The sequence below is a fragment of the Paenibacillus sp. 1011MAR3C5 genome, from assembly GCF_003591485.1.
Taxonomy (GTDB): domain Bacteria; phylum Bacillota; class Bacilli; order Paenibacillales; family Paenibacillaceae; genus Pristimantibacillus.
In genome coordinates, this window is record NZ_QZCF01000006.1 from 400,245 (window position 1) to 419,841 (window position 19,597).

19 protein-coding genes and 2 pseudogenes are annotated in these 19,597 nt (G+C 43.9%); 7 read left to right on the forward strand and 14 right to left on the reverse strand.

Translation table 11 applies throughout. The annotated features are described in order from the left end of the window. The first annotated feature begins 134 nt into the window (after positions 1 to 134). From D3P07_RS19875 to D3P07_RS19895, 4 genes are all read left to right on the forward strand, one after another. Positions 135 to 1,244 carry a PRK06851 family protein gene (locus D3P07_RS19875; RefSeq protein ID WP_119801990.1) on the forward strand — a complete coding sequence of 370 codons (1,110 nt, stop codon included), beginning with the start codon at positions 135 to 137 and terminating at the stop codon, positions 1,242 to 1,244. Between the two features lie 319 nt (positions 1,245 to 1,563). Next, positions 1,564 to 2,085, forward strand: a complete 522-nt coding sequence (locus tag D3P07_RS19885) for a MauE/DoxX family redox-associated membrane protein (RefSeq protein ID WP_182914420.1) — start codon at positions 1,564 to 1,566, stop codon at positions 2,083 to 2,085. 13 nt (positions 2,086 to 2,098) lie between these two features. Then, the gene (locus D3P07_RS19890; RefSeq protein WP_119801993.1) at positions 2,099 to 2,671 is read left to right on the forward strand and encodes a TlpA family protein disulfide reductase; all 573 of its coding nucleotides are present in this window, start codon (positions 2,099 to 2,101) and stop codon (positions 2,669 to 2,671) included. Continuing rightward, complete coding sequence (locus D3P07_RS19895) at positions 2,665 to 4,497, forward strand: ABC transporter ATP-binding protein (protein ID WP_119801994.1); 1,833 nt, start codon at positions 2,665 to 2,667, stop codon at positions 4,495 to 4,497. Before D3P07_RS19890 ends, D3P07_RS19895 begins: the two co-directional genes overlap by 7 nt. Before the next feature lie 274 nt (positions 4,498 to 4,771). Here D3P07_RS19895 and D3P07_RS19900 read toward each other — a convergent pair whose 3' ends face one another. The 11 genes and pseudogenes from D3P07_RS19900 to D3P07_RS19950 all read right to left on the reverse strand — a co-directional run bounded on the left by D3P07_RS19900 (position 4,772) and on the right by D3P07_RS19950 (position 13,062). Further along, positions 4,772 to 5,002, reverse strand: coding sequence for a helix-turn-helix domain-containing protein (locus D3P07_RS19900; protein ID WP_119801995.1), 231 nt, complete (start codon positions 5,000 to 5,002; stop codon positions 4,772 to 4,774). 241 nt (positions 5,003 to 5,243) lie between these two features. Further along, positions 5,244 to 6,161: an endonuclease NucS domain-containing protein gene (locus D3P07_RS19905; RefSeq protein ID WP_119801996.1), complete on the reverse strand. Its 918-nt coding sequence runs from the start codon at positions 6,159 to 6,161 to the stop codon at positions 5,244 to 5,246. Positions 6,162 to 6,483: 322 nt separating this feature from the next. Then, positions 6,484 to 7,491: a carbohydrate-binding protein gene (locus D3P07_RS19915; protein ID WP_119801998.1), complete on the reverse strand. Its 1,008-nt coding sequence runs from the start codon at positions 7,489 to 7,491 to the stop codon at positions 6,484 to 6,486. Positions 7,492 to 7,861: 370 nt separating this feature from the next. After that, positions 7,862 to 8,770 carry a hypothetical protein gene (locus D3P07_RS19920; RefSeq protein WP_147384546.1) on the reverse strand — a complete coding sequence of 303 codons (909 nt, stop codon included), beginning with the start codon at positions 8,768 to 8,770 and terminating at the stop codon, positions 7,862 to 7,864. Between the two features lie 548 nt (positions 8,771 to 9,318). Beyond that, entirely contained in the window at positions 9,319 to 9,603 is a 285-nt protein-coding gene (locus D3P07_RS19925) for a hypothetical protein (protein WP_259391606.1), read from the reverse strand. 125 nt (positions 9,604 to 9,728) lie between these two features. Then, positions 9,729 to 9,833, reverse strand: a pseudogene (locus tag D3P07_RS27655) (VOC family protein); the annotation flags it as partial. A 267-nt stretch (positions 9,834 to 10,100) separates the two neighbouring features. After that, positions 10,101 to 10,274, reverse strand: a complete 174-nt coding sequence (locus tag D3P07_RS27925; protein ID WP_119802001.1) for an IS3 family transposase — start codon at positions 10,272 to 10,274, stop codon at positions 10,101 to 10,103. Positions 10,275 to 10,362: 88 nt separating this feature from the next. Continuing rightward, positions 10,363 to 11,052 (reverse strand): phosphoribosylaminoimidazolesuccinocarboxamide synthase, encoded by a 690-nt coding sequence (locus tag D3P07_RS19940; protein ID WP_119802002.1) that lies wholly within the window; start codon positions 11,050 to 11,052, stop codon positions 10,363 to 10,365. A 220-nt stretch (positions 11,053 to 11,272) separates the two neighbouring features. Beyond that, positions 11,273 to 11,524: pseudogene (locus tag D3P07_RS27930) on the reverse strand (DUF6892 domain-containing protein); the annotation flags it as partial. A gap of 104 nt (positions 11,525 to 11,628) precedes the next feature. Next, positions 11,629 to 12,213 carry a GNAT family N-acetyltransferase gene (locus D3P07_RS19945; RefSeq protein ID WP_119802003.1) on the reverse strand — a complete coding sequence of 195 codons (585 nt, stop codon included), beginning with the start codon at positions 12,211 to 12,213 and terminating at the stop codon, positions 11,629 to 11,631. Between the two features lie 276 nt (positions 12,214 to 12,489). After that, on the reverse strand, positions 12,490 to 13,062 hold the full coding sequence (locus D3P07_RS19950; protein WP_028608637.1) for a TetR/AcrR family transcriptional regulator: 573 nt from the start codon (positions 13,060 to 13,062) through the stop codon (positions 12,490 to 12,492). Positions 13,063 to 13,261: 199 nt separating this feature from the next. On the opposite strand from D3P07_RS19950, the gene D3P07_RS19955 reads away from it, so the two are divergent. Beyond that, the gene (locus D3P07_RS19955) at positions 13,262 to 14,197 is read left to right on the forward strand and encodes a ketopantoate reductase family protein (RefSeq protein WP_119802004.1); all 936 of its coding nucleotides are present in this window, start codon (positions 13,262 to 13,264) and stop codon (positions 14,195 to 14,197) included. 143 nt (positions 14,198 to 14,340) lie between these two features. On the opposite strand, the gene D3P07_RS19960 is transcribed toward D3P07_RS19955, so the two are convergent. Together D3P07_RS19960 and D3P07_RS19965 are read right to left on the reverse strand one after the other, a co-directional pair. Continuing rightward, entirely contained in the window at positions 14,341 to 15,051 is a 711-nt protein-coding gene (locus D3P07_RS19960; RefSeq protein WP_119802005.1) for an ABC transporter permease, read from the reverse strand. Then, positions 15,051 to 15,992, reverse strand: coding sequence for an ABC transporter ATP-binding protein (locus D3P07_RS19965; RefSeq protein ID WP_119802006.1), 942 nt, complete (start codon positions 15,990 to 15,992; stop codon positions 15,051 to 15,053). The genes D3P07_RS19960 and D3P07_RS19965 overlap by 1 nt, the downstream gene beginning before the upstream one ends. A gap of 148 nt (positions 15,993 to 16,140) precedes the next feature. Between D3P07_RS19965 and D3P07_RS19970 the strand changes: the two genes are divergently transcribed. Both D3P07_RS19970 and D3P07_RS19975 read left to right on the forward strand, forming a co-directional pair. Then, positions 16,141 to 16,815, forward strand: coding sequence for a response regulator transcription factor (locus D3P07_RS19970; protein WP_119802051.1), 675 nt, complete (start codon positions 16,141 to 16,143; stop codon positions 16,813 to 16,815). 176 nt (positions 16,816 to 16,991) lie between these two features. Beyond that, complete coding sequence (locus tag D3P07_RS19975; RefSeq protein WP_259391610.1) at positions 16,992 to 17,891, forward strand: HAMP domain-containing sensor histidine kinase; 900 nt, start codon at positions 16,992 to 16,994, stop codon at positions 17,889 to 17,891. A gap of 119 nt (positions 17,892 to 18,010) precedes the next feature. Here D3P07_RS19975 and D3P07_RS19980 read toward each other — a convergent pair whose 3' ends face one another. After that, positions 18,011 to 19,585, reverse strand: a complete 1,575-nt coding sequence (locus tag D3P07_RS19980; RefSeq protein ID WP_119802008.1) for an ABC-F family ATP-binding cassette domain-containing protein — start codon at positions 19,583 to 19,585, stop codon at positions 18,011 to 18,013. Between the last annotated feature and the right edge of the window lie 12 nt (positions 19,586 to 19,597).

The window sequence follows — 19,597 nt, forward strand, 5'->3', positions numbered from 1 at the left end:
TAATGATTATAAGGGAAATTATAGAAATGACGAACACCACTTTTTACAATGCGGAATATACAAATGAATAGGCACTTATCCCAATCATGCTTATTCTGTGGCGAATCGGAATAGGTACAAAGGAGTGTTTCAGATTGGCAGTAAAATCATCTCATTATTTTGCCCACGGCAACACAGCGCACGGAGCCCATTTCTTGTATACATCCGCATTTGAAGGGCAGAACAAGATATTCGTCCTCACGGGGCCCCAAGGTACGGGGAAATCGACAGTCATTCGGAGCTTGGCGGATAGCCTGCTGGATAAAGGCTTGCATGTGCAATGCTTCCACTCCCCACTCCGTCCCGACGAGCTGGATGGCATCATTTTAACGGAATTGAAGGTTGGTATTGTCGACGGGCGAGTCTGTAAGGGGATTTCCGATTGCGGGGCCGGTGAAATCGTATCCGTCCATTTCGGGGAAGCGTTTGATAACAGCCTTATTTTACCGGAACACAACATAACGATAGCATATCTTAGAGGCAAGCTTGAGACAACCTATTCAGATGCGTATGAAACGTTCGCAACGGCATTGCGGATTCATGACGAGTGGGAAAAATTCTATATCGATAACATGGATTTCTCGAAGGCCGACCAGATTGCGCAGGATTTGATTCAAGAATTATACGCCGGTCATGAAAACGATACGCCCACCGCTTCGCGTCACTTGTTTTTCGGAGCTGCGACTCCGAGAGGGGCATTCGATTTCATTCAAAGCTTGACCGCCCAGCTGGAAAGACGGATTTTTGTCAAAGGAAGGGCGGGATCTGGCAAATCGACTCTGCTGAAAAAGCTTGCTTCTGCTGCCGAGACGAAAGGAATTGAAGCCCAAGTGTTTCATTGCGGCTTTGATCCCAACAGTCTTGATATGCTGATATTCCCGAAGCTTGGAACAGCTATCTTCGACAGTACCGCCCCGCATGAATACTTTCCAGATCGGGACGGGGATGAGGTCTTGGATATGTATATACGGGCTATCACTCCTGGAACAGATGAAGCCCATGCCACCGAAATAGCCGGTATTAAAGCTCGATATTCAGCAAAAATGAAAGAGGCCACCTCCCATCTGGCGGAAGCCGAAGCCATCGATTCCCAAATCAAGGCCTACTATGTAGCGGCCACAGATTATTCGATCGTAGAGAAACTCCATCTGCAATTACAGTCCGAATTGAATGAACGGATCGGCTCCATTCAGCTTTCAAAATAAAGATTACAATTTAAAAACGTTCTATTACAGACAGGACGGGGCTCAGCAATGTAATACAAGCTGAGCCCCGTTTGTGATTGAATCTGCTCCCACTTCTCTTATCTCCTTCTCCATCGACCACTCGTATACATAGCTTCGAAAATGCATTTTATAGTAATTCTGCACATAACTAGAGTAATAGACGACATTGTGATAGGCGATTCCAATAATTACAATATTCACAAGACAACTCCCATGAGAGCAAAGGGGAGAATCGAAGAATAGACAAGCCATTCAATCTAGGTTGAAACCACTCATGACTACACTCAGGGAGGTTGAGATGAGCGTCCCAAGCTTTATTCAAATCGGTTTGGCTATTATTTTCGGTTTATCTGGCGTACTGAAATTGTATTCTCCATCTTCTTTGAAAAGCACGCTTATGGCTCTCGGTATACCTAAGCCGCTCAGTTCAGCAGGCGCTTGGTTGGTTCCTTTGTTCGAAGTGCTGACCGCCGTTTTATTGTTATCGAGTGCAACCGTATGGATTGGGGAAACCCTTGCATTCGGCTTAATCGGAGCGTTTATTTACGCTATTCTTGTAGCGTTGCTTAAGAAAGAGCGAATCCAATGCAACTGCTTTGGGAAGCTGCAGGACGATTATCTCGGGCGGAGCACGATACTGAGGATTGCCCTATTAATCGTTATGAATAGTTACATTACGATTGCCAATCAACCTGTTTCCTTTGCAGCTGTAAAGCTGGAAGATTTGATTCTGTACATCCTTTCGTGGACCGGCATTTTGGGCCTATATTTCATTGTTCCTATTATACTCAACGCTATTTCACAATCACAAACGGATTAAGGGAGGGCTTATCTTGTCAGCTATATTCTATGTTTCGTATGTCATATTGTGGGCGCTGGTCATCCTCTTAACGGTAGCCTGCATTCATCTCTTAAAAAGAAAACCGGCTAGCCTGCATCAAGACACCCCCTTACAGAGTGATTCGGATGAACTGGAAGGCCTAGGCTTGCCAACAGGAGCGCCCTTTCCGAATGACGGGCGGTTAACGTTGAGTGGTTCCGTACCTGATTTTAAAAACTCGCTAATTATCTGTTCGATGACTTCTTGCGGGTCCTGCGAAGCGATGTATCCGAATTTGCTCCGATTCCATCGACAGAATCCGCATGTTTCGATCTACATCTTGTTGTTCACGGATCAGGAAGATCAAATTCAGCAAACGGTCGATAAAAATCAACTTGATCTGCCTGTCCTTGCTTGCACGCCTGAGGATACTGACTTTTTCCAAACCAAGTTTTTCCCATTTGGCTACGCCGTTAACCAAGACGGACTCGTTTCTTCTAAAAGTCATCTGAATAAAGAAAGTGATTTCGATCTTATGGCTTCAACCCTTGCGGATTATGAAGTCCGCTTAAAAAGAGCATGGTAAATCTTCTTAAAGCTGCTTCCTTGAAGAGTATTGCGGAGCAAACCCGATTATCGCTGCAGATGATGTTCCGGATGATTCGCATTTTGTTCAAGCTGACACCAGCCAACATGATCTTTTTAAGCGTTGCCCAGATTTCTACCGCCATCATTCCCGTTCTGCAAGTCTATGTGACCATTGAATTGGTGAATCGAGCCGAACAGGTGATTCAGGAAGGGTCATCGCAATTTGGACCTGCTTTCACCATTCTGCTGTACCAGCTGCTCCTGTTCTTGTTGCAATTGGTGCTGGAAGTGTATGTTGATTTCCTGGTAAACAAAATAAAGCTGGTCGCCCTGCTGCATTTCGGCCAAGAAGTGAATCAGAAATCTTCCCGGCTATCCCTGCTTCATTTTGAAAACCATGAATTTTTCGATCTGCTGCAAAGAGTGTCAACGGGCTTAGAGTACCGGGGGATGCAATTTTTCCAGTCCTTTCTGCAAATTGCTAAAAACCTGATTACCATTGCCGGCTTTGTCGTTGTATTGCTGGGCTTTCACTGGCTGCTGGCGTTCGGAATTCTGCTGTTGATTTTCCCATCCTTATATATAGACATTAAGGAAAGCAGCTTTAAGGTATCCCAGTTCGTGAATCAAACGCCGGTCCGAAGAAGATCGATCTATTTCTCCTCGTTGCTAACCGAACGGCAATGGGCAAAGGAAGTCCGTATTTTTGGCTTAGCCGATTATTTCATTCATCAATGGCGGAAGTACACCAGGCAGAATGGTCAAGAGCAAATCGATCTGGAACGAAAAATGTCCATGTTCAAGGTCGCTGTTAATGGGTTTCTGCTCGTTGTGGTAGCACTGATAAGCGGTTTCTTGCTCACATTGGCGGCTGCCGGGGCCATGACCATTGCTAGTTTTATAGCATTGATTCAAACCATATTCACTGTTCAAACGAATTTAAAAACGATGGCCGTATACATCGCCGGAATCTATGAGCAAGCCTTATATACCCACGATTTGTTCCGGTTTCTTGCGATGAAAGAGGAGGAGACTGACGACACACCTAAGTTACCGTTCCCTGCCTCTTTGGAGCATGGCATTTCGGTGAACAATCTCGAATTCGTGTATCCAATGAACGGAAGAACGATTCTGCGAGATATTTCGTTTGATGTGAGCAAAGGAGAGAAAATCGCTATCGTAGGCGAGAATGGTGCCGGAAAAAGCACCCTTGCCAAATGTTTGCTTGGGCTCTACCAGCCTACCGCTGGCACGATAGCCTACAACGGCATTCCACTGAACCAAATGAATACGAATGAATTCCGTGAGCACGTAACCGCTATTTTTCAAGATTTCGCGCAATATCAGCTTACTCTGCGTGAAAATATCGGGGTAGGTCATGTTGAATGGATGCAAGAGGAGACCCGGTTGCAGGTAGCAGCCGCAAAATCGGGCGTAGACGATTTCTTCCATGAGCTATCGGAAGGATTCGATACCGAACTGGGACATAAATTTTTTGGCGGGCATGAGTTGTCCCATGGTCAATGGCAGAAAATCGCGATTAGCCGAGCCTTTTTCCGCGACTCTGATATGATCGTGCTGGACGAGCCAACCTCGGCTTTGGACCCGATGGCGGAAGCACAGCTGTTCGAGCATATCGCTCAGTTAACCAAAGGTAAGACCACTTTCTTCATTTCGCATCGATTGGGTATTTGCCGGGCGGCTGACCGAATTCTCGTCCTAAAGGACGGCCGGCTGGTTGAGCAGGGAAGCCATGAAGAGTTAATGACATTAGACGGGGAGTATGCCAACATGTTCCGTACCCAAGCGGAATGGTACCAATAGTCGTCGACCTTATGAAAGGAGGTGAAATCTATGTACAAATGTGCATTCGGAGCTTGCCCAGCATCCAGAGCAGCGTATAAGTCGGATAATAACGGCGTGACATGGTACCAAGTCGGTTGCTGCCAATAATACTGAAATCATTTGATCCGAAAACTACGGGTACCCATTTGGGTATCCGTAGTTTTTATTTTCACCAGCAGTTCCATTTTCACTTGCCCGCCAGTCAATCAAAGTTGGGCCATCCTTAGCGGATGGCCCATTTGATTTTGTCTTTTTATTTTGAGTTCTGATTACTCGGTATATACTCAATCAAGTCGGAGAGCTGACAGTTAAATGTGTCGCATAGTTTAAACAAGGTCTCCAGCTTTGTTGTTTCTATATTCGTTTCTCTATAGAGCTTATTAATTGAGTTTCGACTTAATCCCGATTTCTCCATTAACTCAGTGATATCATCTATGCGATGCTTGGCCATAAGCTCTCTTATATTGCACTTAATTCTAGTCATCTTAGTTCCTCCATATCACTATATTAGCGTTGAGGTTGTATTATCATCAATGGAAAGTGACCATCTAACCTTATATAGTTAAAAATAAACTTTACTTTTATCCTTATGTGGTTATATAATAACTCTATAGAGTTAATTTAGGAGGTGCACTTTATGTCCTCTTCATTGGATTCATTAGCAGAACCACAAATGTGTGATTCCTGCTCAAACACAAGAATTTACAAAAAGCCTCCAACTCCGATTAACTCATTTCATAGCTCTTTATTAAAAGTGATTTTGCCCTTTCAAAATGTTCATCGTTAGAAATTGTTATTTCTAAATCCCCCGTTCCGAAGTGTCCAATTTTTCTTACATCTCTTGTGAAACCAGGCTTAATTTCAATAGTATCAGGATTCACTTTAACAAATACAGTGATTTTTCCTACTTGAGGGTGCACTTCAATACATGCAAAGTTTTTAATTCTACGAAAGGCAATGTATTGCTTTAAAACATTTTCCTGTACATCGTCTCCAAGAGCCAATAAAAAGGCTTTGATCGACTCGAATCGATTCTTAATTTCTGAATCAGACTGTTGTAAGTACTCTGACACCGTTTTCTCCGAGGATTTGTTTTGATTAGAGGGACGCTGTACTTCATCCGTTTCTATGTTCTGAGCAGTTGTAGCATTCACCAAATCTAGCAATAGTAATTCTTCACTAAATTGCTTGTAGCTGTACAACTCAATATTCCTATTGATTTGCTGAACAGCATGCATATCATACTTCGTGAATCCTCCTGCAATGCATAACAGTCGCGGAGATGACCAATTGATATTTTCAGCTACGTCAATTCCATACTTTTTCATGACAAGTAGGGTTAATTCCGCTTTATGATCAAGCAGCCAGTCAAGGTAATACAACCCTTGATTTATAACATTTTCATTTGTCGACCGTTTATATTCAATAATTACTGGAGCATTATTTTCATCTATTCCTAAAGTATCTATTCGTCCACTATGTGTTTTACCAGTTGAATATTCAGTAGCCAAGAACCGGATACCCAACATAGCTTCTAAATGCCGTTCTATTAGGGTCTGAAGCGTTTTTTCAACTGCAACAGATTTACCCTCCAGCTCAGTAACTCCTCCATCGCCCAATTTGAACAGCTTAATATCCCCCACAGTCCACACCCCAATTTCATAAGTTAGTTTTATTATTCAATACCATACATACCTTTCCCTGCATTCTTTCATTATTAAGCTAATTCAAAGATGCTATATAGAGGGATTTGACTATCAAAATCTGGGACAAATGGAATGGACGCAATTGCGAAACATCGGTTGACCAATTACCTGTTCCGCCCATTCTCTCAGCGACACTTGCCCAACACTCTCCGTATCGGTTTTTCCCATCGGGCCCACCTTTAACCGTGCCTCACACTGGGGAAACAACAGAAAGACGCCGATTCGCTCGGCGTCTTCCCAGGGCATTCCCCTATTCTACTTAATACTTACCTCCATAGCCCTTATATGTTGCGTAAACTGAATCTGCATATTGATTGGCCAGAATAGGACGGCCATAGGAATCTGTTGCTCCCGGATACCAGTTATCTCCTCCGTTATAGCGCAATAAGCCGTTATAGATGTTGCCGAATCTAACTATTTTTTCATTTAAAATCAGTGCTCCCAAGTACACCTGATCTTGTTCACTGCTGTGATTATATGCACGGCCAAATGTTGAACTGAATTGAGATAAATAAGCATTACGTGTGTTTGGTTCTACCTGCATCAATCCGTCGCCGGCTGATGGACTACCTGGTAAGCCTGCTCCAAAGCTGCTTTCTTTTTTGATAACAGCACTCAGCAATAAAGCAAAATCTCCGCCTTTACCAAATTTATTGTCCGCATTCATTGTATAGGTCCATATGTGGCTTGGAACTTCGGAAGGCTTTGTGACTGATGGAGTTGGTGAACCAGTATAAATCTTAACCGACGACATTTTGTCATTGACTGTATTGCCAACCCAGGAAGAGCTTGAAGTATAGGTCCATTTTGTTCCTCCAAAATGATCATTCTGATATACTTCAACAGTCCAGCCGCTTGGTACCCTGAGAGAGGACATCCAGTCATTCGGAATTCCTCTTGCGTTCAACTGAGACAGTGTATAATTGCCTACCCCAAGTGTTATTGCTGTCCCGCCATAGTTTATATCTGCATAGAATGTCACTCCGTTTGGTGGTGGTGGTGGTGGTGTAGTTCCGCCGCCACCACCTTTCTGCCATAAAGCAGGAACATTGGATGGTTCCCAACCTACAAGGGAAGTATGTGCCTGAAGACAGGTGTAAGTGCTTCCACTATATGTCACTGTATCATTTATTGCATATGCAGTATTTGGAGCCCATGCTCCTCTAGCGGCTGCACTTACCGGCGAGATCACGTAAAATGTGGATAGGATAAATGCAAAGACTAACATAAGCGATAGAGCTTTAAATGAAAACTTCTTAATTGTCATTTTAAAACCTCCATATATTTTATTTATCTGCGACTTATCCTGAGACGAGCCGTACTTAAAGTGAAGCTTGAACAGGATCTTGCAGTGATATCATTCATTGCTGCAATCAGATTTACGATTAAGCATTCATGGTATATCCTCCTTTATTTTAATTTGTACAAGAAGATTCAAGTACTCTAAAAGCTTAGTTGTTTGTTATATTATGAATCAGCAATTAATAACAACATATTCAGCGAATTATTTTTTATTCCCCTTTAAAATCCGGTTTCCCGTATCAACTTTAGAGCGAAATCAAAAGGCACCCAATTAGGTGCCTTCAAATGAACACTTTACAGTCTTTTGTTGGATATCAATTATAAAACCGAAGCCATTAACTGCTCAAAGTATCATTTATTGTATATACCCCACCTTGTCCTGTTTCCACTAAATAAACATCAAAATTATTTGATCCCCACATGACAATTCTAAATTCCTTGCCTCTAGGGGCTCTCACATGCACGGTTTTATAAGAGCTGGCGGTATTGCTTATCTGACCAAGTAAAGAAACTGTGCGGTCTGCACCTGCTAATAGTAAACCTTTATCCAAACTTTCGGTATCGTTATAGAAATGCAGGATAGGATGCGTATCGGCAGTATTGTCCGAAACAGCTCTGACGGATACACCACCATCCACCGTAGCCGCAATAGTAAATCTTTTCCCAGCTTTCAGTTCCAAGTAATGTTCATGCTCGGAAACATACTTTTCTACACGACCGCTTTCGAGGTTGTAAAATAAGTCGGCTGATAATGTATTAGGCCACAACCCATTAACCTCAGAACCATCCGCTAAAGTCGCCTTCATAAAATATAAAATCGTGGTTTCGCTGGGCATTCTCCTTGTAGGCACCAGCTTTGCGGTAACATCACTAATCCAGTGTTTTAATAAGCTGTCGTTTAGTTTCAAGTCTTCTGATCCCCATCCTAAACGGAGCAAAGCGATCTGTGCTTGAGATAAAGCGTAGTTCATTCCAAGCTGAGGAATGATACGTTCAAATGCCGTTATCGTTTTGGCAATGTCTAGTACCGTCTCTGATGCACCTATTGCTGTATTTCCGTACGTAGAAACGACTTCTGCTTTAAAATGAGAATCAAGGAACATAAGTGTGCCTTCATTCTTATTCAATAAAACTTTCAGTGTCGAATGTGAAGTTCCTTCATTATTAATCTCTAAAGCTCTGTTATAGCTACAAGCCTCTCTATATTCCCCTGTATCGGAAATGATACCGAATCGTCTCACCAATAGCTTGAGTTTTTTCTCCAAGAATTAGAGAAAGAGAACAACATGCCCGAAAGGAGCAACCAAGGATTAACGGACGGTATGAATGTTGATATTCAATTTCTAGGAGCGGCTATCATAGGGGTAGTGGAATGGTGGTTCAAGAATGGAAGCCTCCTTCCTTTATGGCGTGGAGGGTAGGCGCATTGCTTGAACGGAATCTTGAAGCTGATTTACCGCTTTCATGAAGGAGACTTCGACCAAACCACATAGTGTAACCATTGGAAAAATCATAATCTCAAAACTATGCAATGTTTACTTTACGTATGAATTGAATCGACGACTAAAGAAAAAACGCCCCACCCTTTTGCTCATCGCTTCGAGAGCGGGTTCGAAGATGTGGTCAAAGGCTAATGATTAACAGGAGCAGACAAGTCGCAAGGTCGAAGGTATCAAATTTTGGGTTGAATCTCCCTTCTCTTGCTGGTATTGCCCCTATTTAGAGCATTTTTGATTTTCCTCGCACATGTACTTAAAAAAATCCTTCCATTACTTTGTTGGGAATACGCGTACTAATCTTCTGACATTTGCCAACCCGTTTCCTCATCCCAGATGGCATCCGTATCATCTAGATGCACATGCCAATCCCCATTAGAAATACTTCTTCTGATATCCGTCAAACAGGTCAACCAATAAAACAGCGCATGCAATGTATCTTCAAAATCATCTGAAAAGGGTAGCTTTGTTGAACCTGCAAAGATCACTGTTGGTTCATCCTGATCATAGTCATAAACACAAAATGTTTCTCCGATATCCTTCATTTCAAAACCCGCATTGCATTTATCAATGATGGCCATTATCTCTTGCTCCTCACTGTTGGTAAGGTTATGGTTTCTCATACAAGTGTAATAAACAGAAACCCCCATGCTACATTTCTCCTTTTTTCTCTGCATATCAGAACTAATGTTCTCGTGGACAATTTTTAACACAGAACTTCAACTGTAAACCCTCCAGGTGCTGCTTCATAGAACGTATATCCATGTGCATGTTGTGGAGGCTCAACTTCAAAACCGTCTTCTTCGAACTTTAGTTGGTCGCATTATTCTAATAAGGATATCAGTTTGGTGAAATACTTTTATGGATAACACAGGAGGTGAAAGATAAAGTGAGCACGAAGTCCAATCCCGAAAAAAACACACCAAAGAGTAGCCCTTCACGATCTAATGATCCGAGTGATCAAGGAAAACCTAAAGTGCAAAATAAGACGAAGTAACGCTGTCAGCAAAAGCGGAAGAGGCTTTCCCTTATTTGAACTGCACCCCGTCAAGTAGACAGTACAAAAAATAAAAATCAGTTATGCGGCCTTAGTCCTGAATTCCATTGGACTAAGGTCGTTTAATTTAGCTTGCAAACGTTCGTAATTGTAAAAGTGAATGTTGTCTTCAATGTCGCCCTTCAATTGCACAAAGGTTTGGTAGATAGGCAAATAATACTTCTCGCATTTCAAAGTTCCCCAGAAGGATTCCATTGGGCCGTTATCAACACAAAAAGGAGCACGAAGGCCCCCTTGCAAAAGATTTGTCTATATTGACATACCATTTCAGTGTTAGTATGTATTATTTGTTCGAAAGCATGATTTTCTCTAATTCCAACGGTTCAATATATTGACCGTCTTTGTAGGCTCTCATATTCCCGCCGGAAATTTCATCGATCAATACAATTTTCCCGTCTTGATCGACTCGACCGAATTCGAATTTGATATCGTACAGTTCGATTCCTTTTTGTGCAAGTTCATTTTTTACGATTTGACCGATTTGCTTAGTAAGTTGTTTTAAGGTACGGTATTCTTCCGTGGAGAGGATGCCAAGCATGTCGAGCGCATCTTCGCTGATTGGAGGATCTTGCCGCTCATCGTCTTTTAGCGTTACTTCAACAAATGCGTCTAAAGGCTGCCCTTCTTGCGCATACATGCCATAACGACGTAGAAAACTCCCCATTGCTCTGTAACGGCAAATCACTTCAACGCCTTTGCCGAACACAGAAGCTGGTCTAACCGTCATCGTGGCTTCTTCGATATTGGCATCGATATAATGTGTAGGGATTCCCGCTTCCGCTAATTTTTCAAAAAAGTATTTGGTTAAGCTTAGCCCTGCTCGGCCTGCGCCTTCCATCACCAAGCCAACCGTATTCGCGCCAGGGTCAAAAACGCCGTTTTCTCCGGTAACATCATCTTTAAATTTCAGCAAGTAATTTCCACTTCCTAGGGCGAATACATCTTTAGTTTTCCCCTGATATACCAGCAGCATCTTAACGACTCTCCATTCGCAATTTCCATGTTTTACGTACCATTATATCGAAAAGGAGGCGATTTCAGCAAATGTGATAGAGCATCATTACCACCTTCAATTTTGGCACAAACATTAGCGCCATGTTCCAATAATAAACCGAGAGCGGACAAAAGCTGTGGATGCGGAAACAATTAAATCAGGGGGGTTCTCTGCCGAAGCCGAACCCTCCTAAACATGCTTAAGGCTGTATAAAAACACGAGTCAGTAGAATTACCGATTGAACATCAAATTGGCCGTCTTCACCATCCCAATCTGGCTGGATTAAGTGATAAATTTCATTCCCGCCATCAAAACACAGTTCAATTACTCTATCCAAATCTTGAAGTTCCAATTTCAAATTGCTGAAAAATATTAACGTTTCTTTGATTGGCTCTGAAGTACTATACCATTCAAACTTGTCATATTTCTCTTTTAGAATTTCTAACTCCGACTCAAAAGATGGAGATTGATTTAAGCTCTACGATAGATGGCACGGCGCTGCAGCTTGCCAAGGAACACTTCCTGTTTTGTCAATATGTGTTGGAGACGTTTGATTCAGTCGGGCAATACGCAGCGTATCTCCGCCGCAAGCAGTTTTTCCCGCAAAATAGAGTAGACGGCAATGTCGATGAACCGGCCTTTCTCGAATTCATGCTGCCGAAGCTTGCCTTCGTACTGGAAGCCAAGCTTGATGAGAAGATGGCCCGAGGCCTCGTTATCTGGAATAATTTTGGCTTCGATCCGGTTGACGCCCAGATTGCGGAAGCCGAAATCGATCACCGCTTCGGCGACTTCGGTCATAATGCCTTGTCCCCAATAACGCTTAGCTAGATCGTACCCCAGCTCGATGCGCCGGTGCCCGGGCTCGTAGTTCAAGTATCCGCATGTGCCGATAATGGTGCCGGACGAAGGATTTTCGATCCCCCATCTGATTCCGGTTCCTTCGGTGAAAATGTTTGTGCACCATTCTACAGCCTTCATGCCGTCTTCGATGGTCACGTACGGTTCGAGCGGCGTATATCGTACGACCTCCTCGTCCGCATACAGCGCCGCCATGTCGCCAGCGTCGCGGCGCTCAATCGGCCGCAGCACGAAGCGGGCGGTAGTTATCTTGGGCATCTCAGTAAATGGAAACGACATTTCTTTACTCCTCCTTCAGAACGATGCGCGTACTTCATAACGGGATTCTCTCCCGCTGATGTATTTTATGGCTTACAAAACCAACACAATCTATTCGGAAAATGTTGTCAATTATCCTTTATATTCGCCGCCACCGGCTAGTATTTTGGCCAAGCCTGTCGTCTCGCTCTTTCTTAGATAGATCAATTATTTGACTGTGTTATATCTGAATTTTCAATTTTGTTATGGAATCTCTAGCGATCCATAAATAACCTCATCCCACTCACACATCAATCATTAACCATTGCCAATCAACCCGAATAACAACAGACGGTTCATCTCAGCCATCTTTTCTTTATAGTTTCCTGACTTTGCCCAAGTTAATTGAATGGTTCCAATCACATTTAACAATTCAAGAACAGTCTCTAGAGAAACTGAAGAGTGAATCGCTCCTTCCTTTTTCGCAAGCTCAATAAGCTCTTGAAGCATTTGAATTCTAATTTTATTCGTATTTTCACTATAGAGACTTGATAACACATGGTCCTTTACGGCGCCAGGCGAACCAAGCAATTGATAGTCCTGATCGGCGCAAATATCCATGATTTGAACGATTTTATCCTTGAAATCGATGTCTTGGTTCATGATCTCTTCGGCCATATGAAGGGTATTTTGCATCAAAACGTTTGCGCATTCCTTGACAATCCCTTCTTTGCTTTCGAAATAGTTATACAGCGATACGGATGATACGCCGGACTCAGCGGCAATATCCTTTATGCTGACATGAACGAAACCTTTTTCTTTAAAGAGCTTTAATGCCGCATTAACAACTGCCGTCTTCTTTTTCTGAGTCCTTATTTCGAATTTATTCATTACACATTCCTCCAACCCGCATCCTAACTACAATCAATGTAGCACAATTCGAAAGGTTTTTAAATTTAATGGTCACAAATTTAAAAAAATATTGACGAACCATTCTGATCGGAGATAAAATCAAATAAAATATTTTTAAATATTGCACCTTGATATTTAAAAACTTTTTATTGCGAAATAACCAAAATGGAGGAATAATATGAGAATATTGGTCTACGGAGCAGGGGTTTTGGGAAGTTATTTAGCTCACGAATTAGTGCACGGGGGCAACGAAGTCACAATGTTAGCCAGAGGACGGCGGGCAGATGAGTTACAGCAGAACGGTAATGTGATCCGCCATTATTTACAGCTCCGAACAACGGTCGATAAAGTAAACGTGATTCGTGAATTACAGCCGGAGGATGTTTATGATCTCATCTTCGTAGTGATGAAATATCCGGATTTCGAGGCAGTCCTTCCTGCCCTTGCAGCGAATCAAAGCAAACATATTATTATTATGGGCAATAATGCAAGTCCTATTGAAATGCGGCATTATTTGCAATCTAATAGCCCTGCAGAGAAAAAGGTTGCCTTTGCTTTTCAGACGCTTGCCGGATGGAGAGAGAACGGTCGGGTAAACTGCTTGCGCGGTCCAAAGGTGACCTTGGTTTTCGGCGGCCTGGGAGAGCAGCTACATTGGAGATCGATCATTGACCAAGCTCTAAAGAACACAAGGTATAAAACGACCACCTTTACAAATATGGATGAATGGCTGAAAAGTCACTTCGTTATGATCTTGCCTTTGAATCGCATAGCCGTCTCGTATAATGGGAATCTGCGCAAAGCGGCCAGGGACAAAAGGCTGCTTAACTACGTCATTGACGCAATAGATGAAGGCCATCAAGTGTTGATAAAAAATGGTTACACAATTGCGCCTGCGAATCAACAACAGTTAGTCCAAAAATACCGCAAGATGTTTTTTACCGTTTTGAAGATTATATTATCAACCCCCATCGGCAGAATCATACTAAGCGATAAGGCAGTATCTGCCAACGAAATGACTGCGTTGGACCAAGCTTTTTCCGACTTAAAGAAAAGAGGTAACATGGCTACACCAAATTGGGACAAGCTCTACAATTACACCCCTTTGCAATAATGGACATCCACCAGCGAGCACTATTATTATGCTTCGCAAGGCTTCTCGAAAAAGTTTCGCCCTATTTATGATACGGTTCAACGTAGCATAAATAGGGCGAAATTCTAGGACACCTAATCACTTAGGTCCCTTCGCCACAAATATCATTGTTGTTCAGCAAATCTCCACCATGCAACCGTTCCGGCAAACCCGGCTATTCCTGTGGAAGCAATAACTATGATACTGCTAAAACCCAAAGTTCCATTTTTCAGAAATAAAGCTGGTATTGTCCAAGGGAAATACGCAGCAATCCCCAGCTGCACGACAAGACTGGACAGGATTACAATAATAAAGGCCAGTCCAATTGGAGCCAAATAGCCTTTACTGACGTTAGCAAGCAAAGCGCTAGTTGTGCTGACCGCGACAATCAATAACGATGTTGAAATAAGTGTAAAAAAACTGTTTATAAGCAGAGAGATCGATCCGTCACTAATCCCAATGAATGCGCCCGTGATCGCAACTACCAAGAATGAAAATATGACCAACAGCACATCCCAAATTATAATTACGATGAATTTTGAAGACACCGTATATAATTTGGAAACCGGCTTTAAAAGCACTTCCTTGATGGTTTTATCCGTGTACTCTCTCCCGAAAACCCAGCTAGCGGTAAAAGAAAAACCAATAACCAACAAGGCGGAAATCGAGCCGAGCAGGTCAGTCAGATAGGAATCCCAATCGGCGCTGGAGCTGTCGGAATAGGTTACAAACCCAATCATTAAAGGCATCAAAGTAAATATAGCCAATACCACCCAAAAAACATTGGAAAGCCATATTTTACGCGCTTCGCAGTAAATAATCGAACTTATTCCCATTAGTGCATCCCCCTCGTTGTTTGAATGGTCCGGAGAAAATAAGCTTCCAGGTCTTCGGCAACTACTTGCAGTCGCGTTGGCGGCTGATTAGCGCATACTAACAACTCGGCCAATTTGTCGGGCTGTCCAACCGCGCGATCTTCCGTCAATGTCAGGCATCCGTCCGCAGTTTCCTCATATTCGTATCGATGTTCCGACAGAATACTCTTGATGGCGCTTTTATTACGGCCATTTAGGATCAGACTTTTTTTCAGCGAATGATGTAATCGATCCATATCCATTTCCTGAACCAACTGCCCCTTATGAATAATCCCGATCTGGTCCACCAGCTTAGCAAGCTCCTCCAATAGATGACTTGAAATGAATATGGTGACACCGAAGTTCTGCGATAAATTCAAGAGCAACCCCCTTATTTCTACAATACCGGCCGGATCAAGCCCATTGATGGGCTCGTCCAGTATCAGAACCTCCGGGTTATGGATCATCGCCTTTGCCAGCCCCAACCTCTGCTTGTTTCCCAAAGAAAGGTTTTTAGCCTTCTTGTTTTTATAAGCTTCCAATCCAAGCTTGTGAATGACTTGATCAATTGAACGACGGTCGGGTATCCGCTGCATCCGACGTGAAATATCAAGGTTTTCCATTACAGTAAGCCCTGGATAGTAGGTTGCTTCTTCCATATACCCTACCTTGTTCCACAGCTTATGGTTTCCGAGCTCAATCTTGCTTCCCAGCATATAGATGTTGCCGGAGGAAGGCTTTAACAGGGAAAGGAGCATTTTGATCGTCGTTGTCTTACCAGCCCCGTTCAAACCAAGAAACCCGAATATTTCCCCGCTTTTCACTTCAAGCGAAAGGTTATTGACGGCATGAAATTCGCCGAAGCTTTTGCTGACACCCGCTATTTGTATCGCGGCGGAGGTCCTTTTTATTGCTATTGCCATTGCGTAACAGCTCCTTTTTTCAGTTTAATAGTTCTGAAGCTTCCTGTACTCTAAGCCTCGAACCTAAACTGAACATCAATTTTGCGTCGAATTTTGTTGATCTTGAGTTGATCTTTCGGAGGGTATAATACAAATGGGGGTGAACGCGATGTTTGATATTTTAGTCGTCGAAGATGATGTCAATACCCAAAAGCTGATGTGCGCGGTCCTGAAGCGCGGAGGCTATAACGCTTATGTCGCAAAAGATGGCCATATCGCGCTGAGAATGATGGAGATGCAGCGTTATGATTTAATTGTTCTGGACGTAATGATGCCCGGGATGGGCGGCTATCAATTATGCGAGGAATTACGCGGGGTTGGAGAAAATATACCTGTCCTGATGGTGAGCGCCAATCAAGAATCTACAGACAAACATAAAGGCTTCCTCGCGGGTACAGACGATTACATGACTAAGCCGTTCGATGAACAGGAGCTGCTATTTCGTATCAAAGCGCTTCTGCGCAGAGCACAAATAACCAGTGAGCACAAAATTGTGATAGGCGGAACCGCTTTGGACTACCATTCCCTCACGGTCACGCGAGGAGCTGCGCAAACCGAGCTGCCAAAAAAAGAGTTTTATTTGCTTTTTAAGCTGATGAGCTATCCCAATATGATTTTTACCCGCCTTCAATTGATAGATGAAGTCTGGGGCCTGGAAACAGAAACGGATGAGCACTCCTTGAACGTTCACATCAACAGATTGCGCGATAAATTCAGAAACAACCCCGACTTCGAGATCGTGACGGTTCGCGGTTTGGGGTATAAAGCGGTGAGGCGCGTATGAACCCGATCCAAAAGCGGAGTTCAAAAAAAATCAGTCTCGCTCTTTCCTTGGTGGCATTGGTTTTTCTGGTTATATTATTATCCTTGCTATCAGCGGGATTACTTGCCTTTATACTGAAACGGGTTGGCATTATTGACTTTAATACGGAATCCAATCCCTATATACCGCTTTATATAATGATCTATATTTTCGTGTTTTTCGGTGTTGTGATCGCCACGTTACTGAGCAGGCGTTCCGTCAAACCCATCCGGGATATGATGAAAGCCACCAATAAAGTGGCCACCGGCGATTTTTCGGTTGTCGTGAAAGGCAGCTCTATTTTTGAATTGGACACATTGGCCATGAGTTTTAACAAAATGGTACAAGAACTGAGAGGCATTGAAACCTTGCGCAGCGATTTCGTGAGAAATTTCTCGCATGAATTCAAAACGCCTATTGTCTCGATCAGCGGCTTCGCAAAGCTGTTAAAAGAAGGCGGCATAAGCGACGAGGAAAAGGAGGAATACTTGACTATTATTATTCAGGAATCCGAACGGCTAGTTGACCTATCCACTAGCGTCCTCAACTTGTCCAAGGTAGAAAATATGCAAATCATGAGTGATAAAGCGGTCTATCGATTGGACGAGCAGATTCGGCTTGCGATCTTGATGTTGGAGTCGAAGTGGAGCGAAAAAAACCTCCATATGGAGGTTACGCTGGAAGACGAAATTATAATTCTAGGCAACAAAAATCTGATTCAGCAGGTTTGGATCAATCTTCTAGATAACGCCATTAAACATACGGACAACGCTGGTAAGCTAAAGATAGGCTTGCGGCGGGAGGGACACCATGCGTTGTTCCGGCTTGAAGATAACGGATGCGGCATGAGCGATGAAACCATTCGGCATATTTTTGATAAGTTTTATCAAGGAGACGCTTCCCATTCGATGGCGGGGAATGGATTGGGATTGACGCTCGTCAAGAAAATTGTCGACCTTTGTGAAGGAACGATTGCGGTGCAAAGTGAACTTGGACAAGGAAGTGTATTTACCATATGGCTGCCTATGGGTATAGAGAACTCGGAATATATAAAATAATTCGCCTACTTGTGATACGGTTCACCGTATCACTCTAACGGCGAATTTTAAGGCACCCCATTGGGTGCCCTTACTTTGTAACATGTACGCTGTGAGGTACCCAAGAGAACCATGTTCCCTTATAAGCTTTGTTCGGTCACTCCTGTTACCGGATCGAAGGTCAGCATTTTCGTCCCTATCTTATCGATGAAGAAGCGATCGTGGCTTACCGTTATGACGGCGCCGGGAAAATGAATTAGAGCTTGCTCCATGACCTGAATACTCATGAGATCCAGATGGTTGGTAGGCTCGTCCAGGATGATAACCGCCGCGCCCGATAGAAGACACTTGGCCAACGCCACCCGAGCCTTCTGTCCGCCGGACAGATTGCCGATCACCTTGCTCAGATCCGCCTCCGAGAATTGCAGCATCGATAGAAATTTGGCCACCTTTTTGCGCGGGGCGTCCAGTCCCAATCCATACGTATTCACCGCATGGCTAACGGTATCCTTGGGATCAAGCTCCTCCCACATCCGGTTGAAGTAGGCGTAGCTAACGCCCTTCTCCCAGATAACCTCTCCTGTCTCCGGCTTCTCCGCCCCGGTAAGCGTCTTGACGAGCGTGGACTTCCCGCTTCCGTTCGGCCCCGCGATGACCAAGCGATCTTCCTTCTGAATATCGAAGCTAACGTTCTCGAAGATCTGCCTGCCCTCGTAGGTCTGCCCAATCTTCTTCACTTCGCAAAGCTTGTCCGGGAAACGCAGCCTCTCGTAAATATCGGTAATCAGTACATTAACGGGATGCGGCTCGATCCGCTTCTTGTTATCCGCCAGCTTCCGCGAGAGACGGTCCTTGGAAGCGGATTTCCTGCTCGCGCGGTCGTCGATCGCCTCGGACTCCATGAGCAGCAGCTCTTCCTCCCATTCGAACTGACGGTCCAGCTCCTTCTTGCGCATCTTCTTCTTACGGACGTAATCGGTGTAGTTGCCTTCGTATTCCTGAAAATGATAATTCTCGATCTCGATTATACGCGTGACGACCTTGTCGATGAATTGCCGGTCATGCGACACCAGAATCATGGCTCCCTTGAATCGGTACAGCCACTGCTCCAGCCATGCAATGCCTTCCATATCCAAGTAATTCGTAGGCTCGTCGAGCAGAACGACATCGGGCAGCTCGATTAGTAACTTCGCGAGCGCCGCACGGTTACGCCATCCCCCGGACAGCTCATCGATCGGCTGATTGCGAGATCTGTCGTTGAACCCTAGCTTCGTGAGCACTGTATTAATCTCGACAGACACGTTCCAGCCATCGAGATGTTCCATTTGCTCGAATAACTCCGCCTGCCTCGCTAGCAGCCTCTCCATTTCGTTATCGTCTGTAACCAAACCCAGCTTATCTCCTACCTCTTGTAGCTCTCGTTCGATAAGGGCAACCTGCTCGAAGCACATTTCCAGTTCTTGCTGAACGGACAAGCTTCCGCTCAATTCCGAAAATTGAGAGAAGTATCCGATTTTCAACTGGGGATTTATTTCTACTCTGCCGGAAGTCGGCTCTTCCTTGCCCATGATGAGCTTAAATACCGTCGACTTGCCGGCACCGTTTCGTCCGATCAGGCCGATACGTTCCCCTTGCATAACTCGAAAATAAATATCGCGAAAAATCATGGACTCTTCATACTTCTTCGTAACGTTCTCCAAACGTATTACGCTCATGGCTATCACCCT